The sequence below is a fragment of the Sphingobium sp. SJ10-10 genome, from assembly GCF_036038995.2.
In the GTDB taxonomy this organism is placed as follows: domain Bacteria; phylum Pseudomonadota; class Alphaproteobacteria; order Sphingomonadales; family Sphingomonadaceae; genus Sphingobium.
Genome location: NZ_CP158133.1, coordinates 463,975 through 480,254 on the forward strand (window position 1 = coordinate 463,975; position 16,280 = coordinate 480,254).

Annotated in this window: 14 protein-coding genes; 7 read left to right on the forward strand and 7 right to left on the reverse strand. The window is 59.1% G+C overall.

Features of this window, described 5'->3' with window-relative positions; all coding sequences use genetic code 11:
* Position 1: 1 nt before the first annotated feature.
* Complete coding sequence (locus VVT58_RS17775) at positions 2-1,051, forward strand: SMP-30/gluconolactonase/LRE family protein (protein ID WP_327752248.1); 1,050 nt, start codon at positions 2-4, stop codon at positions 1,049-1,051.
* A gap of 151 nt (positions 1,052-1,202) precedes the next feature.
* Here VVT58_RS17775 and VVT58_RS17780 read toward each other — a convergent pair whose 3' ends face one another.
* Positions 1,203-2,033 carry a glucose 1-dehydrogenase gene (locus tag VVT58_RS17780; RefSeq protein WP_327752249.1) on the reverse strand — a complete coding sequence of 277 codons (831 nt, stop codon included), beginning with the start codon at positions 2,031-2,033 and terminating at the stop codon, positions 1,203-1,205.
* Positions 2,034-2,124: 91 nt separating this feature from the next.
* The gene (locus tag VVT58_RS17785) at positions 2,125-3,066 is read right to left on the reverse strand and encodes a LysR family transcriptional regulator (protein ID WP_327752250.1); all 942 of its coding nucleotides are present in this window, start codon (positions 3,064-3,066) and stop codon (positions 2,125-2,127) included.
* A 183-nt stretch (positions 3,067-3,249) separates the two neighbouring features.
* Here VVT58_RS17785 and VVT58_RS17790 point away from each other — a divergent pair, with 183 nt between their 5' ends.
* Complete coding sequence (locus VVT58_RS17790) at positions 3,250-3,846, forward strand: flavin reductase family protein (RefSeq protein ID WP_327752251.1); 597 nt, start codon at positions 3,250-3,252, stop codon at positions 3,844-3,846.
* Positions 3,821-4,930, forward strand: a complete 1,110-nt coding sequence (locus tag VVT58_RS17795) for a 3,4-dihydroxy-2-butanone-4-phosphate synthase (RefSeq protein WP_327752252.1) — start codon at positions 3,821-3,823, stop codon at positions 4,928-4,930. The genes VVT58_RS17790 and VVT58_RS17795 overlap by 26 nt, the downstream gene beginning before the upstream one ends.
* A 222-nt stretch (positions 4,931-5,152) precedes the next feature.
* Here the strand turns inward: VVT58_RS17795 and VVT58_RS17800 are convergent, their stop codons facing one another.
* From VVT58_RS17800 to VVT58_RS17820, 5 genes are all read right to left on the reverse strand, one after another.
* Positions 5,153-6,727, reverse strand: coding sequence for an AMP-binding protein (locus tag VVT58_RS17800; protein WP_327752253.1), 1,575 nt, complete (start codon positions 6,725-6,727; stop codon positions 5,153-5,155).
* 97 nt (positions 6,728-6,824) lie between these two features.
* A complete protein-coding gene (locus VVT58_RS17805; protein WP_327752254.1) occupies positions 6,825-8,060 on the reverse strand; it encodes an acyl-CoA dehydrogenase family protein in 1,236 nt (411 codons plus the stop codon).
* Positions 8,061-8,099: 39 nt separating this feature from the next.
* The gene (locus VVT58_RS17810) at positions 8,100-10,046 is read right to left on the reverse strand and encodes an NAD(P)/FAD-dependent oxidoreductase (RefSeq protein ID WP_327752255.1); all 1,947 of its coding nucleotides are present in this window, start codon (positions 10,044-10,046) and stop codon (positions 8,100-8,102) included.
* Between the two features lie 90 nt (positions 10,047-10,136).
* A complete protein-coding gene (locus VVT58_RS17815) occupies positions 10,137-11,033 on the reverse strand; it encodes an enoyl-CoA hydratase-related protein (RefSeq protein WP_327752256.1) in 897 nt (298 codons plus the stop codon).
* Positions 11,030-12,184 (reverse strand): acyl-CoA dehydrogenase family protein, encoded by a 1,155-nt coding sequence (locus tag VVT58_RS17820; protein ID WP_327752257.1) that lies wholly within the window; start codon positions 12,182-12,184, stop codon positions 11,030-11,032. The genes VVT58_RS17815 and VVT58_RS17820 overlap by 4 nt, the downstream gene beginning before the upstream one ends.
* 354 nt (positions 12,185-12,538) lie before the next feature.
* Here VVT58_RS17820 and VVT58_RS17825 point away from each other — a divergent pair, with 354 nt between their 5' ends.
* From VVT58_RS17825 to VVT58_RS17840, 4 genes are all read left to right on the forward strand, one after another.
* The gene (locus tag VVT58_RS17825) at positions 12,539-13,696 is read left to right on the forward strand and encodes an iron-containing alcohol dehydrogenase (protein ID WP_327752258.1); all 1,158 of its coding nucleotides are present in this window, start codon (positions 12,539-12,541) and stop codon (positions 13,694-13,696) included.
* A gap of 30 nt (positions 13,697-13,726) precedes the next feature.
* Positions 13,727-14,104, forward strand: a complete 378-nt coding sequence (locus tag VVT58_RS17830; RefSeq protein WP_327752259.1) for an aldehyde dehydrogenase family protein — start codon at positions 13,727-13,729, stop codon at positions 14,102-14,104.
* Positions 14,105-14,114: 10 nt separating this feature from the next.
* The gene (locus tag VVT58_RS17835) at positions 14,115-15,203 is read left to right on the forward strand and encodes an enoyl-CoA hydratase/isomerase family protein (protein ID WP_327752260.1); all 1,089 of its coding nucleotides are present in this window, start codon (positions 14,115-14,117) and stop codon (positions 15,201-15,203) included.
* A 91-nt stretch (positions 15,204-15,294) separates the two neighbouring features.
* Positions 15,295-16,158 (forward strand): SDR family oxidoreductase, encoded by an 864-nt coding sequence (locus VVT58_RS17840; RefSeq protein ID WP_327752262.1) that lies wholly within the window; start codon positions 15,295-15,297, stop codon positions 16,156-16,158.
* Positions 16,159-16,280: the final 122 nt, after the last annotated feature.

Sequence of the window (16,280 nt, forward strand, 5' to 3'; positions counted from 1 at the left end):
TGTGACCCTCTTGCAATCCCGTCCGGCGCCCAATCCCCTGAAGGGGTGGCAGGTTGATCCCGAAACCATAAAGACGGTCGGAACCGATCTCGCCCGGCCGGAATGCATCCTGGCCGAGCGGGATGGTTCGCTGTGGACGGCGGACGCGCGCGGCGGCGTGATGCACATCCGGCCCGACGGCAGCCAAAAACTGGTGGTGCAATCGGCCAGCGCCCATTTCGACCTTCAGGCGGATGAAGCCGATAGCCTTTTGCGGGGCACGCTGCCGAACGGGCTCGCCTTTGCCCGCAATGGCGATTTGCTGATCGCGAATTTCGGGACGGACGCGCTGGAAGTGATGACCCGGGGCGGTCGCAGCCGGACATTATATGACAGCATCGACGGCCAGCCACTGGGCAAGGTCAATTTCGTGCTCAGGGACTCACGCGATCGAATCTGGATTACCGTCTCGACCAAGGTCAATCCTTGGAGCGCCGCGATCTGCAGCAGGCTGGCGGACGGTTATATCGCACTCATCGACGAACATGGCTTGCGGATCGTGGCGGACGGATTTTCGTTCACCAATGAGATCAGGCTCGATGCCCATGAGGAATGGCTCTATGTTGCGGAGACGTCAGCGCGCAGGGTGACGCGTTTACGCGTGCTTGCCGATGGCTCGTTGACCGATCGTGAGATTTTCGGCCCCACCTCGCTCGGACCGGGGGCAATCGATGGCATCGCGTTCGATGCATATGGCAATCTTTGGGGCACGATGATCTTTGCCGACCGGCTGATCGCGATCACGCCCGATGGCGAACTTTTAACCTTGCTTGACGACGGAAATCCCGAAGCCACCGCCCGCTTCGATGAGGAACTCGATAGCGGCCAGCCCGTGCGTTTCGAGACAATGTCTGCCGCAGGGGGGAAAATTGCGCCCTGGCTCGCAAGCGTGACCTTTGGGGGATCCGGTCTGCGCACCGCGTATCTGGGTTCTCTAAAGGGCACGCACATCCCGTTTTTCGACACACCAGTTGCGGGACTACCCATGGTTCATTGGCACGACCACTTCTGAACTCCGCCGTGCCTTGTGAATTGCGCCCTTGAACGATCGCGCCGGTTCCTCGCTACCAGGGCGCTTTCTTCGGATGTTCGGTCCCCCCGGCATCTCTCAGCCGGGCGCGGACGCATGACTCCCCGACCCGGCCAGTTCAAACCTCCGAACCTCAAGCGGCTGTGTAGCCCCCGTCTACCGGAATGCCTGCGCCTGTGACGAAAGACGCCGCATCCGACAGCAGCCACGCGGCCGCTTCAGCCACTTCGATCGGCTCGCCATAGCGACCGATAGGATGGCTGGCGGCCATGGCATCCGCAAGATCCTGACGCGTGCCGATATGCTTGCGCATCAATGCGGTGTCGATGGCTGCCGGAAGCACCGCATTGATGCGAATGCCCTTGCGGCTATAGTCGAGCGCACTCGTGCGCGTGAGCCCAAGGACGGCATGCTTCGTGGCATCATAATCGTAATTGCCCGGAAGCCCAATGACGGACGAGATCGAACCCGTGTTCACGATGGCTCCCCGTCCCGATATGAGCATCTGCCGCACCTCATGCTTGATGCACAGGAACATGCCGGTGAGGTTGATGGCCAGCGTATTCTGCCAATCGTTCAGCGGATAATCCGTCAGGGCGCCTCCTCTCGATCCTATGCCGGCATTATTGAAGGCGCCGTCGAGCGTGCCGAAAGTCGAGACCGCGTGCGCCACCATCGCCTCCACATCCGCTTCAACAGAAACGTCGGTTTCGATTGACGTGGCTCGGCCGCCAGCGGCGCTGATTGCGTCAGCAACCTCCTTTGCCGCGGCGCCGTTTTTGTCGGCCACAATGACGGCCGCTCCGCGTTGCGCAAAGAGCTGGGCGGCGCTGCTGCCGATCCCGCCGCCGCCACCTGTAACGACGATCACCCGATCCTGTAGACTTACCGAGCGATAGGCGTCTGGAGCCGTACCCGCGGACATTTCGACCTTCCGGGTTTCAGTTTCGGGGGATACGGCCATTCTTCTGTCCTCTCTCAAACTGGCGGCTACCGCTTCTTAATTGTTCAATCAACTTTGTACAAGGGGAAGGACTCGATCACCCTTATGCAATTCAGGCATCCGGCTTGCCTGGCGCCGATATTCGGAATCGGGAGCTGCCATGCTCCACCAGCGAGAGTTCGGAGGTAATCAGTTCGACGAACTTGCTGCACGCGGCATCGAGAGGTTTGGTCCGCAGATGCGCAACGAAGTAATTGATATAGATATCTTCGCTGATCGGACTAAACCGGATCTTGTTCGCGCCAAAACGGCTGTAAGCCGTTGCTGAAGGCAGCAATCCGACCCAGTCGCTCGATGCGATAAATTCAAGCGCCCCGGCAAGACCGTCAATTTCAATCATTCTTGCCGGCACAATGCGCCCTTCCCTGAGGGGTTCCTCCAGCAAGGCCGACAAGCTACGCCGCAAAACCGAGGGAACCACATATTTAAAGAGAGGCGGTTCGTTCAGCGACACCGGAATTCGTTCGGAAAGTCCCAAATCGTTGTTGGAAGCAAGAATGAACCGATCGGTGAAGACCTTTTCATAGACGATCGCAGGATGATTTGGCAGCGGCGCGACAAGAGCGAAGTCTATCTGCGCGCTTTCGATAAGAGAGATCAGCGTGTCGCTATAAGCCTCGAATATACGGATCTCAACGTCGGGATAGGCATCTACATAAGTGGACAGAACGGACGCCAATATGGCCATGCTGAGCGTCGGCGGAATACCGACAGTGATTTTCCCCGTTATCACCCCGGAGAGGCTTTTCATATCGAGCTCCGTTTTCCGGAGATCATGAATGATCTGCAGGGCGCGTGGGTAGAGCCGTTTCCCGGCAGCCGTGGGAACCACGCCGCGCGCGGTTCTCTCGAAAAGCGAAACGCCCAGTTCCGTTTCCAGAGTCGAAATCTGCACGCTTATGCCAGGCTGGGTGGCGTTCAGCCGCTCTGCCGCGCGGCTGAAATTTCCCTCTTCATAGGCCGCGACAAAAACCGTGAGAACCCGCGCATCCATCCCAAAATCCATAAAATTACAATATAAGTCACATCATATTGCATTATTTGTAATAATGCCAGCCTCGCGATATCCAAGGTTTCAAGCCGCGTCACGCATATCAAGCTGTGAAGCAAAGGTTCTACGCACCATGCCGGCGGGCCTCGCGGAGAGATACCGATTGGTTGAGATGGAGGTCGTCAAGTGAGCGGAATTATTGAATCGTCCAGCCCGGTCGCGGAAGCAGACGCCATGATCCGAGACGCATTCATCCGTCAGATGCGCAAAGTACCAGCCGCGATGGCAGTCATCGCCACCCAGGCAGGAGATGAACGCCGCGGTCTGGTCGCAACGGCGTGGTGTTCTCTTAGTGCGGACCCCCCATCGCTGATGGTAGCGGTGAACAAAAATGCGAGCGCGCACGATTTGATCGCGCAGAGCGGCAAGTTCAGCGTGAACCAGCTTCGCAGCGATCATGGTGAGATCGTCGCGATCTTTTCCAATCAACGCGGACTGCAGGGAAGCGACCGTTTCTCCCAGGTCCACTGGCGTGACGGCAGAAGCGGTGTCCCGGTTCTGCTGGACGCGATCACGGCGTTCGAATGCCATGTCGCCGTACATCACGAGTTCGGAAGCCATACCATCTTCATCGGAGAGGTTACCGATCTGTGGGCAGAAGACTGCGAGTCGGCTCCCGGTGTCTATTGCAACGGGTCGATCCATTCCGTGATCGACGCCAAACGACAAATAAATCAAATATTAGGTGAGGTAAGCGATGTTGGCGAAAACACTCAACCATAATCCGGCGGATCACGATACCGCCTATGGCATTTTCGATACTGTTGCCGAACTGATCCATGAAATACGTAACGGACAGATAGTAATCGTTCACGACCAGAGCGCGGATCGTGGTTTTTTGGTGGGAGCAGCGCAAATGGCGTCTCCCACAATGATAAACTTCATGGCGCATCACGGCAGAGGTCTGATATGCTTGGCATTGACCCGGCAAAGGATCGACGAACTCGCGCTGCCCATGATGAATGACGGCGCTGCGCAACGGGATGGACGTGCCTTCACCGTGTCCATTGAGGCGAGGCATGGCGTCACGACCGGGATTTCGGCTGCCGATCGCGCCAGAACCATCGCGACGGCCGTTTATACGACGGACGCTTCGGTGGAAATCGTGACGCCTGGACATGTGTTTCCGCTTCGGGCTTCGGACGGAGGCGTCCTGGCGCGGGCCGGCCATGTCGAAGCCGCAACGGATCTCCCCCGACTGGCGGGCATGAACCCCTCGGGCGTCATTTGCGGCATAATCAACGATAAGGGTGAAGACGCCGGCCTCAACGATCTCATGATACTCGCCCGCCACCTCGATCTGAAGATCGGCAATATTCAGGACATGGTCGTTTTTCGTCAGAAACAGGACCGGTTCGTCCACTGCTCCGCGAACTCATCCTTTGAAAGCAGTCACGCTGGCGAGTGGAGGATAAAAATATTCACTTCCGAAATCGATCCATCGGAGACTATTGTGTTGCAGAAGGGCGAAGTCGGCCTTGGACGCGGAGTTCCGCTGGAACTGCGCGCCTGTTCACCACTGACCGGGCTTTTCCCGGACGCGGGCGGAGATGACAGCCTGTCCCGTACCATGGACAGGATTGGCGAGCATGGTTCGGGAATCGTTATTCTCACTCCGGAAACGGCGTCGGGTTCTCTTATGAAAGCCTTACGCAAGCAACGGACGGAGAACAGGTTATACCAGCATGATTTCGGCAAGATCGCTCAGATATTGACCGAACTGGACGTACAAAGCACCAAACTGCTCAACCATTGCGATCTCACAGCGGCAAAGCTTAGATCGGCCGGCGTCAGCGTCGTTATCTAGGCTTAGGCTTTTGATTTCACAAATTTTCCGAGTCAGCAGATGATTCCATCTGCTTAGAAAATGCTGTGAAGTCATTGTGTTTGCAGGACCGGAGAGGCCAGAGCATCATGCCGTCCTAGTGACAGGATCATCATGGCCGCAAGGGCGAAGCAAGGAAGCGCCGAAATCAGGAAGCTTCGATAGGAACCGGTTAGATCAAAGACCTGACTTACTACAACGCCCTCATTTGAGTTCACGGCGCAAAATCTTCCCCGATGGCGTTTTGGGCAATTCGGCAATGACTTCTATCAAGCGCGGACATTTGTACGCGGCCAATCGTTCCCGGCAATAGGCGCGCAACTCCGCATCCGTAGCGTGAGAACCATCTTTCAGGCTGACAACCGCCTTGACGGTTTCGCCGCGATAACTGTCGGGTACGCCCACGACAGCGGCTTCCCTGACCGCAGGATGACCATATAACACATCTTCCACTTCTCGCGGCCAGACCTTGAAGCCGCTGGCGCTGATCATGTCCTTTTTTCGATCGATGATGTAGTACCAACCGTCATCATCCACTCTACCGATATCGCCCGTATGGAAACCCGTGGATCGGAACGCTGCCGCGGTTTCGTCGGCCTTTTGCCAGTAACCCGCTGCTACGGTCGGGCCGGCGACCACAATTTCGCCTGGTTCCCCTGCCGCAACCGGATGTCCTTCTTCGTCGACGACCAGGGATTCGAAGCCGATATTGGGCCGGCCGACCGAGATCGCGCCCGAGCTTTCGTCCACCGGAATGTCGAATCCGCGGGGCGTCAAGTGACTGGCGATCCCGGTTTCGGTCAGGCCATAGGCGTTCATCGGCTTGGTGCCGAAAAACATTTCTATCTGCTTCAGCACGGCGGGCGCGGTAGGCGCCCCTCCCGTGACGATCGTGCTCACGCTGCGGACATCCTTGCCGCTTGCGCCCGGCACGTTCATCATGGCGATGAATGCGGTCGATGCGCCGCTGACATGCGTGATGCCGTGCTGCCTGATCGCCTCGACCGCGAGACTGGGCTCGAACCGGTGCAGGAGGACAAGCGACGCGCCCGAACACATCGCAATGCCCAGATGCTGCATGAGGCCGCTGACATGGAAGAGCGGCGCCATCGCCAGGATGACACTGTCGGGCGTCACGTCGAATGTCGCTATGCTTGTTTCGACCCCCGCCAGGATGTTCCTGTGCAACAATCGGACACCCTTGGGCGCTCCCGATGTCCCGGACGTATATACGATATAGGCCAGATCATCGGGTCCGGGATCTGCGCGAACAGGCAAATCGTCCTGGGGCAAATCGGCAAGACCTCCCCGTGGAAGGCTCAATATACGGTCGGAAAAGGCGCGGGGATCATTCACCGATTGGAATTCCAGCGCATCGATGAACAAAGTGAATTCCGGCACTTTGTCCGCCGCTATTTTGGAGAGCACATCCTCATGAAAATCACGCGTCGTCACGGCGATTTTAGGGGTGCAATCGCCAAAGATGAGTTCAACCTCGCGGGTGCGATACATGGGGTTGGCGGGAACGACCGTGCCGCCGGCTTTCCAGACACCCAGCACCGCGACAATGAAGCCCGGAACATTCTGCAAGATCAACGCGACGCGGTCGCCCGGGGCAAGGCCGTGCCGCAGCAGCGACGCGGCAAATCCGTCACTCAGCCTGTCAAGCTCATCGTAGGTCAGCGCGCCGTCGAAATAGCGCAAAGCGACCGACGCTTCCCTTGCGGATACAGCCCCCCTGAAAAGCGTCAGGCAACTGGGGTGAACGTCTGTCGGCACTTATCATCTCCACTCAAACGATTGCTTCACGCCGGGGCCGCCGCACGCAGACTCGGCTTCTTTGGCCCATGCTACTCGAACCATGCGGCCTTGCGCGTCAGGAATGCGGAATGAGGTTGAAGGATATATTCTTGTCCACGCGAATGTCGGGCGGCAGGTTGAGTACACGATCCGCGATGATCCCCCGCATGATCTCGTCCGTGCCGCCTTCGATCCGCCTGCCCGCTGACCTCAGCAGCATCATTTGGAAAAGCTCGCCATCCTCGTTCACATCGCCGCCCATCGCGGCGCCCGCCAACCCCTGAAGGTCCATGCCCAGCATTGCCACTTCCTGGCTGGTGGCTCCAGCCACCAGCTTCATGACGGAATTCTCAGGTCCGGGATCACCCGTTTCGGAAATGGCCGTCATCACCCGGTAATTTGTGAACTTGAGGCCATTGTCCCGCACCGCGATACTGGCGAGGCGTGAGATGAGGCCGGTGTCGGCCAAACCGCAACCCGATCTGCAATTCCGTGTGACGAAAGGCAGCAGTTCCTCGAAGCCCGTCTGCATTTCGGCACCAACCGACGCTCGCTCGTTCATGAGCGCGGTCAACGTCACTTTCCAACCCGCACCAACCGGACCGAGCCGCTGACTATCCGGAATCCAGGCGTCGGTGAAGAATACTTCGTTGAAGTGCGAATGCCCATTGATTTGCTTGATCGGCCTGATGTCCACGCCCGGCGTGTCGGTATCTATGCAAAACATCGTAAGGCCGGCATGCTTGGGAAGGTCGGCGTCCGTGCGGGCAATCAGCAGCCCCTTCTGAGAATCCCGTGCGCCGCTGGACCAGATTTTGCTGCCGTTTATGATCCAGCCGTCCCCACTGCGTTGGGCTCTGGTCCGTATGCCGGCCAGATCGGAACCGGCTCCCGGTTCAGAAAATAACTGACACCAGATTTCATCGCCAAAGATCATCGGAGGCAGCAATTCGGCCTTTTGCTCCGGCGTCCCCCAAACCAGGATCGCCGGGCCGCACACACCAAGACCGACGATGAACGGCATGCCGAGTGGCTTGAAAACGCCTTCTTCCTGCTGCCAGATCAGGGTCTCAATGGGCGATGCGCCAGCCCCGCCATATTCCTTGGGCCAACTCAGGCACGCCCAACCGCCTTTCGCCTTCTTCCGCTGCCAGTCTTTGGCCGCCTTCAGGCTGTCGATGCTCTTGAGGCCCAATTGCCCGAAGGGTGTCTGCTCCAGCTCTCTCTTGAGCTCCATGGGCGCATTTTCGGCGATCCACGTCCGTGCCCGCCTGCGAAAGGCGGCTTCTTCCGCCGAATCCTCAAAGTCCATCGTCTTTTCCACATGCTAGAGGCGACATTCGAATTATTGCTATGATTGCTCCACTATCGCTCTGGAGGAATCCTCTTCCAAAGGCCGCTTCCGCTCCTCGCAGTGAAAAAGGCCGAGATCCGCAGCTTTAGTTTTATTCCAGAATTCGAATGTCGAAAACGGCGTCGTAATAATGACCCTGCCCTTGGAATTTCGATAATAATTATCCACGCCGGGATGAGTCCAAACCAGTTTCTCATGCATGTCGTCGATGGTCTCGATGAAGCTGTCCAAAACTTCCTGTTTTATTTCGAGCACACCAATGTCCTTGTCTACCATCTGCTCTATGGCACTGGCGATGAAATTCATCTGATGTTCGACCAGCGCGATAAGGCTTCCGCCATGGCCTGTCTGCGTATTGGGCCCGTAGATGCAGAAGAAGTTGGGAAAATCCGGGACCGCAGCGCCAAGAAAGGCCGCGCCATCATCGTCGCCCCACAACTCCCGCAAGGTCGTGCCGGACCGCCCCACGACATTGAGGGTCGAAAGAAAGCGCTGCACATCGTAACCCGTGGCGAAGAGGACCGCATCGGCGGTGATCTCCCGTCCTGAGGTCGTGACCACGCGATCTTCGCGCAGTTCAGCAATGCCCTCATTCACGACCGTCACATTAGGTTTGATCAAAGCGGGAACCCAACCATGATCGACCAACAGCCGCTTGCTGAACGGCGGATAGGTCGGAATCAGTTTCTCTATAAGGTCGGTACGATCGCCTAACTGGGAGAGCGTGTGCTGGGTGAGCTGTTCCCTGATCGCATCATTTTCACTGTTGAGCGAGCGTTCGGGATGCGGCCATTCGGCATCCTTGTGGATCTGGCTGTAGAAACGGTCGTTGACCATCCAGCCGATACGCATGCGATAAAGCGTGGTGTAGAGCGGCACATCCTGGAACAGACGCCGCAACGGCTCTGCGATCGGGCCGCGAAACTTCTCGTCCATCGGTGCCGACCATTGCGGCGTGCGCTGAATGAGGGTCAGCGATTTGACCTTGTCCACGATCGCGGGCACCAGTTGCATGGCACTCGCGCCGCTGCCTACGACCACGACATCCTTGCCGTCCAGCCGAAGATTTTCAGGCCATTCGGCCGTGTGCGCAGTAACGCCCTTGAAAGCGTCGAGTCCCTTGATCGCCGGCATCTTCGCCGGACTGAAGATGCCGACGGCACTGATGACGACATTGGCGCGGAGGGTTTCGACCTCGCCGGACCCGGCGCGCCGAACCTGAACTTCCCATTGCTGGGCATCGTCCTGCCATTGCAGCGACGAGACTTCGGTATTGAACTCTATCTGGCTCTCGACATTGAAATCCCGCGCAACTTGCTGAAGATAGTCGCGCAGCTCTGCTCCGTGACAAAAATAGCGTGTCCAGTCATGGTTGGAAAAGCTGAAGGAATAATGATGGTTGGGCGTATCCACGCCGACACCGGGATAACGGTTGGCCACCCATGTGCCGCCCACCTGCCCAGTCTTCTCCAGCACCGTATAAGGAATGCCAAGATCCTGAAGCCGGATGGCCGCGCAAAGGCCGGAGACGCCCGCACCGATGATGATCGCCCGAAAGCCATCGCTGCGTTCCGGCGGGTTCTTGGCCCCCGCGACGCGCGAAGCGAGGCGGATCGTATCCTCGACCATTTCCGAATAGACTCCGGGAATGGACTCGCCTGTCGATACGCTCAGCATATGATTGAGCGTTTCCGCCGACGGAGCGGGCTGTGCGATCGGCTTCCCAGCCTTCCACGCCAGAATGGCCTCCAGCGCGGCCTCGCGTACCTCAGCCTGGATTTTTTCCGAGAGCCCACCAGTATCATGGTCGGTGAAGCCAACCATTGGAGTAGGCAGGTAGGGAGCTTCTAACCAGCGCGCATCGCCTGTTATTTGAAAGAGGAGAAGCAGTAACGTTGGCACGTTGGCGTAATTAAGCGCTTCACGAAGTTCGCTATTGTTCATGAGCGGTACTCCGACGTTGCTGTGACGACCTGTTTCATGAGCGTCCTATCCTAATGTTCTGGTAGTTGTGGGCATTCCAATGCCGGATGATCATTTCCTGTCGGATCGCGCCGCATAATCCCCATAACCGGCGTCGCGCCACCGGACGGCTTCCCGTACCCCCAGTTCGTCCAGCTTAGACCACCATTCATAGGCAGACTCGCTGTTGGCCAGGGCCGCGTCGGTTAAGGTACAGGTGGAGACCGATGATTGAATGCCCATATTTTCGTAGAAGGCGTTCGCCGCAGTCTTCAATCCTGCCAGAAAATCCGCACTGAGGTTGGCGATCCGGTCGGCCAGGGCGATGGTGCGATCCTCCAGCTCAGCTTCGGGCCAGGCATAGTTGATCATGCCCATTTTCTCGGCGGTGACGCCATCGATCGCGTCGCCGGTATAGAAAAGCTCCTTGGCCTTGCGCATGCCCACCACGAGCGGGAGGATGTTGCCGTTGCGCGCGACGCCGATCGCCCGATGGCCCGGATGTCCAAATAGGCAATCTTCCGAAGCCGTGATGAGGTCCGCCATCATCGCAAATTCCATGCCGCCGGCCAGGCAAAAGCCATGCGCCTGGACGATTGTAACCTTCGCCATGCGCCACATATACATTTGAATGTCGGTGCCGGCATGGAGCATCGTTCGATAATTGATCGTCAGAGGCCGGCCGTCCTCCGTGAGCTTCGTACCGCTCATCGCGGGATTGCGAGGAGAAGACGCATTCTGCCCCGGGCCTGAAATATCATGCCCCGTGCTGAAGCAACGCCCCGCCCCCCTCAGGATGATGACGCGTGCCGTCCGATCCAGTTCGAGGTCGTGCAAGGCGGCATCCAACTCTCCCATCATGAACGGCGAAATCGCATTCAGCTTTTCGGGCCGGTTCAATGTGATGCGGGCGACACGGCCATCCGTTCCGACGCGATCGATGTACAGGGTCTCATATTCTGTCTTCACCTTACGCTCTCCCTGAGCGCAGATTTTGCGACGGCGCAGCGCTCACCCGTCAAGTTGGTGATCAGTTTGCTCTCCCATTCACTCGTGCCACCGAGCATCAGCGCAAGCAGATTGGAACGACGATAATGGAGATGGCAATCGGCTTCCCAGGTGAACCCCATGCCGCCGTGCACCTGAATATTGTCCTTCGCGCATTGCTGGTAGGACCAGGTTGCGCCGACGCGGGCGAAGGCGGCCGCTTCCGGCAGCACCGGCGCGTCGGCCGAGAGCGCCCAGGCGCCATAATAGGCGTTGGAGCGAGCCAGCACCGTGCTCACATACATATCGGCCATCATATGCTTCAGAGCCTGGAAGGAGCCGATCGGACGGCCAAAGGCAAAGCGCATTTTCGCGTAATCGCACGCCATCTCCAGGGCTCGCTCAGCGCCGCCAACCTGCTCGAATGCTACCAGAACGGCAGCCTTGTCGAAGACGTCCGATAACAGGCGCATGCCGTCGCCACGCTGGCCCAGCCGCTCCGCAGGCGCATGCTCAAATGTCACCGCCGCCAGCCCTCGAGTCGGATCGATGCACTCCAGCGCCGTCCTGGAGACGTTGGGATGATCCAGCGCCACCGTGAAGAGGGACAGTTGGGCGGGATCATCCTGCTCTCGGGCGATCACGACCGCAACATCTGCGATCGGGCCGTCCAGAACCGGCTTCTTCGATCCGGTCAATTGTCCGCCGAAAGCCGTGGTCGCGATGCTATCCGGATACAGGGGGCCGGCCCCTTCCGCCCACGCGACGGTGCCGACAATCTCCGCCGACGCCACGCGCGGCAACCATTCCCGTTTTTGCCGCTCGCTTCCCGCCGCCTTGATCAGCTCCGCGAATAAATAGACGGTCGAGCTGAACGGCACGGCGGCTACAGTTCGCCCCAGCTCCTGAGCCAGGACGCATAGCTCGAGATAGCCAAAGCCGCTGCCGCCATATTCTTCCGGAATGGCGGCCCCCGTAAAGCCCATTTGGCCCAATTCCGACCAAAGCTCGGCGTGATAAGGACGCTCACCGTCCAGAACGCGGCGCACTTCCATGGATTGCGACTGCGAAACCAGAAACCTTCGCGCTTCCTCTCCCAACTGTCGCTGCGTGGCGTCAAAATCGAAATTCATCAATCCCATCCGAGCATACCGGCCCGACCAAATTGCCGGCTTCCACATAACTAATCGTTCAACTAACTAAAATCAACATAAACATTCCCTCTCCCCCGTCAACGGCGGCCGGGCGCCAGGCTGCGAGGAAAAGAGCCCATTGGAGGCTTGCTTAGATGATAAGCACAGGGCTCCGATCGCAGCCTTTCGCCTATTGGTTGTCCTCGGCAGGCAGGCAGCATGCTCCCTAGAGAGGAAAATCTTTATTTCTGTGCGAAATTGCACAGAAACAGCGCAAAGTCTCCCGTTTGTGTGAAGAGATGTTGATGCTAGGCGCGAGTCAATTACTCAAAACTATTCCGAAAGAGGATGTCGATGGCCGCTATCTTTCTTCCGCGCGCGATGCGTATCGGCGCAGGCGCACTGAAGGAACTGCCTGCCGCGCTTGCCCAACTGGGCCTGGGTGCACCGGTGATTCTGACGGATACTTTCATGGCCGGCAACGGCGCGCTCAATGCGCTGCTCTCCATTCTCTCTGAAGCGGGAATAGAAGCGCGCGCCTACAGCAATGTGATCCCTGATCCTACCGTCGCATCGGTCGACGCCGCGGTTGCTTTCGTGGCGGAGGGGCAACATGATTGCGTCATAGGTTTCGGCGGCGGCAGCCCGATCGATACGGCAAAGGCGGTCGCAATCCTTGCCGCGCATGGCGGCACTATGCGCGAACGCAAGGCGCCGCATCAGGAAAATGTGCCCGGTCTTCCTATCATCGCCATTCCCACCACTGCGGGCACGGGATCGGAAGCGACCCGGTTCACCATCATCACCGATGGCGAAAGCGACGAGAAAATGCTTTGCGCAGGCCTCGCCTATCTGCCGACATTGGCGATCGTCGATTATGAACTGACGCTCACCAAGCCGGCACGGCTCACGGCCGATACGGGCATCGACGCACTGACCCATGCGATCGAGGCCTATGTTTCCAAGCTTGCCAATCCATTCTCGGATGGCATGGCGATCGCCGCCATGCGGTCGATCTGGCCGAACCTGCGCCGTGTCTGCGAAGATCCCGGCAACCGGGCCGCGCGCGAGGCGATGATGGTTGGATCGCTCCAGGCGGGCATCGCGTTTTCCAATGCCTCAGTCGCTCTGGTCCATGGCATGAGCCGGCCGATCGGCGCGCATTTCCATGTCGCGCATGGCCTCTCCAATGCCATGCTGCTTCCGACGGTGACGGCCTGGTCTGCACCGGCCGCTCTGGGCCGCTATGCCGATTGCGCCCACGCGATGGGCGTGGCCGAAGCCAGTGAAGGCGAGCAGTCGGCGGTCGCCCGGCTGATTGAGGCGTTGCATGCCGTGAACAAGGATCTCTCCGTGCCCAGTCCCAAAAGCTATGGCATCGACGAGGCGCGCTGGACCGAATTGTTGCCGGTAATGGCTCAGCAGGCGCTGGCTTCCGGCTCACCCGGCAATAATCCGCGCATTCCCGACGCCGAAACCATCCAGTCGCTTTATCGGCAGGCCTGGGCCTGAATCCCTTTTTCCATTTTTCAGGAGTTCTCCGTGTCCGGACCAGCGTTTGTAGACCATGTGATCCACGGCCGCGTGCCGACCTCTCCACGCAGCCGGTCCGATGTCTTCAATCCGGCGACCGGCGAAGTTACCGGCCGCCTGGCGCTGGGTGGGCCGGCGGAAGTCGATATGGCGGTGGCGGCGGCGGCCGCCGCCTTCCCCGGCTGGGCGGCAACCCCGCCGCATGTGCGGGCGCGCGTGCTGTTCCGCTTTCGCGATCTCGTCGAGCGCAATATCGACCATCATATGGTGGTCGCCGAACAGCGAACGCTTCCACCCGCCGAAGGAACCCGCCTCAAAACCTCGACGCTGCGCTGGCCCAAAGGCATCAGGACCGGGGCCGAATTCATCATGCCGACGTTGAAATAAGGCCCGGCGGATGACCGACGCCTTGCCCACTGAAGAGGTTCTGGCCACCGTTCGGGGACGGTTGGGAGTGATTACTCTCAATCGCCCCAAGGCGCTCAATGCTCTCAATCTTGCTATGGTCGACCAGCTCGACAGCATATTGTCCGCATGGGCGGTCGAGCCGGCGATCGACGCCGTGCTGATCCGTAGCGCCAGCGAGCGCGCCTTTTGCGCGGGTGGCGATATGCGGGCGGTGGGCGTTCTTCCCGATCCTGTCGAACGAAGTGCAATGGGACGCGCTTTCTTCGGCACCGAGTATCGCGTCAACTATCGGATCAACAGTTTTCCGAAGCCCTTCATCGCGCTGATCAACGGAATCGCCATGGGCGGCGGCCTCGGGCTTTCCATCCATGGCTCACACCGCGTGGTGAGCGAAGATCTGCGCATGGCCATGCCGGAAACCGTTCTCGGCCTCTTCCCGGACGTCGGCGGAACCTGGTTCCTGAACCGCTGTCCCGGCATGATCGGTCGGTATCTGGCGTTGGTGGGCCCCCAGATAGGCGCCGCCGACGCGCTGACCGCCGGGCTCGCCACCCATCATGTGCCCTATGTCGCGTTTGAGCAGCTTGTGGCCGATCTCGCGAGCACGGACCGGCTGGATGCCGCGGAGGTTGATGCGATCATCGGCGCGCATGCCGCTTCACCCGAAGGCGGCAAGCTTGCAAATCAACAAACCGAAATCGCGCGCCTTTTCGAAAATGACGATCTCGATACAGTCGTCGCGGCGATCGACGCATCGGCCCCCAATGCCGACTGGATCGCGGAGGCGCGATCCGTGTTGAAGCGCGCCTCCCCCACCAGCCTGCGCGCGACATGGCGGCGGCTGGTGGACGGCAAGGATCAGTCGATCGAACGCATCCTGTCCGACGATTTCCGCATGGCGGTGCGCATTGTCGCCGGGCATGATTTCGCCGAAGGGGTGCGCGCCATTCTGGTGGACAAGGATCAATCGCCGCACTGGACGCCGCCCACATTGGAAGGGGTGACGGACGCGGAGATTGACCGGCTGCTTGCGCCGCTTGCGGACGGCGATCTGGATTTGTCAAAGGGATTGGCATGAGCGGATCACGGGTGGATATCGGGCTGCGGCGACATCGCGCTCCACACATATAGCCGAAAATCGATGTTCATATATTGAGAGGAGTTCAACAATGAAAACCTGGTTCATTACCGGCATCAGTTCCGGTTTCGGCCGCGTGATGGCTGAAAAACTGCTGGCGGCGGGGGATCGCGTTGCCGGAACCCTGCGCAATCTCTCTGCGGTGGAAGATCTGAAATCGCAATATGGCGATCAGCTATATCTGTCTGCGCTCGACCTGACGGACACTGCCGCGATCCGGCCGACGATCGACGCCGCCTGGGCTGCGCTGGGGCACATCGACGTGGTCGTCAGCAATGCCGGCTATGGGCTGATGGGCGCCGCCGAAGAGGTCACCGACGAGCAAATCCAGCATCAGCTCGCGACCAACCTGATCGGATCGATCCAGGTTGTCCGCGCGGCCCTTCCTCACATGCGGGCGCAGGGCGGCGGCCGCATTCTTCAGATTTCGAGCACCGGCGGTCAGGTGGCGATCCCCGGCGGCTCGCTTTACATTGCCTCTAAGTGGGGCATCGAAGGCTTCATGGAAACCGTCGCGCAGGAGGTGGCCGTGTTCGGCATCGGCTGCACGATCGTCGAACCGGGCAGCGCACGCACCAGCTTCCGCCATGGCGGCGCGATCGTCGCGCCTCGCATCCCGGCCTATGACATTTCTCCTTCCCGCAGAACCAACAATGCGATTGAGGACAAGACAGCGATCTCTCTGGGCGATCCGTCCAAAATGGTCGACGCCATGATTGCCAGCGTCGATCAGAATCCGGCGCCGCTGCGCCTCCCTCTGGGCAGCGACTGCCACACGCTGATCGCAAGGTCGCTTGCTGCTCGGCTGGCCCATCACGAAACGCTCCGTGACTTGGCCTTTTCGACCGACAGTTCTGATGGTCAGGGTGGCAGCCCGGTTGTGCATGATGATTGACGGGGTTCCGGACAGAATGGAAATTCCGCATCGAGCGTCATGACCAAACGACAGGTCAGGCGGCAACTCGATCGGATCGTCGATGAAAAAGTGAAGGCCAACCTACAGGTGACATAGCGGCG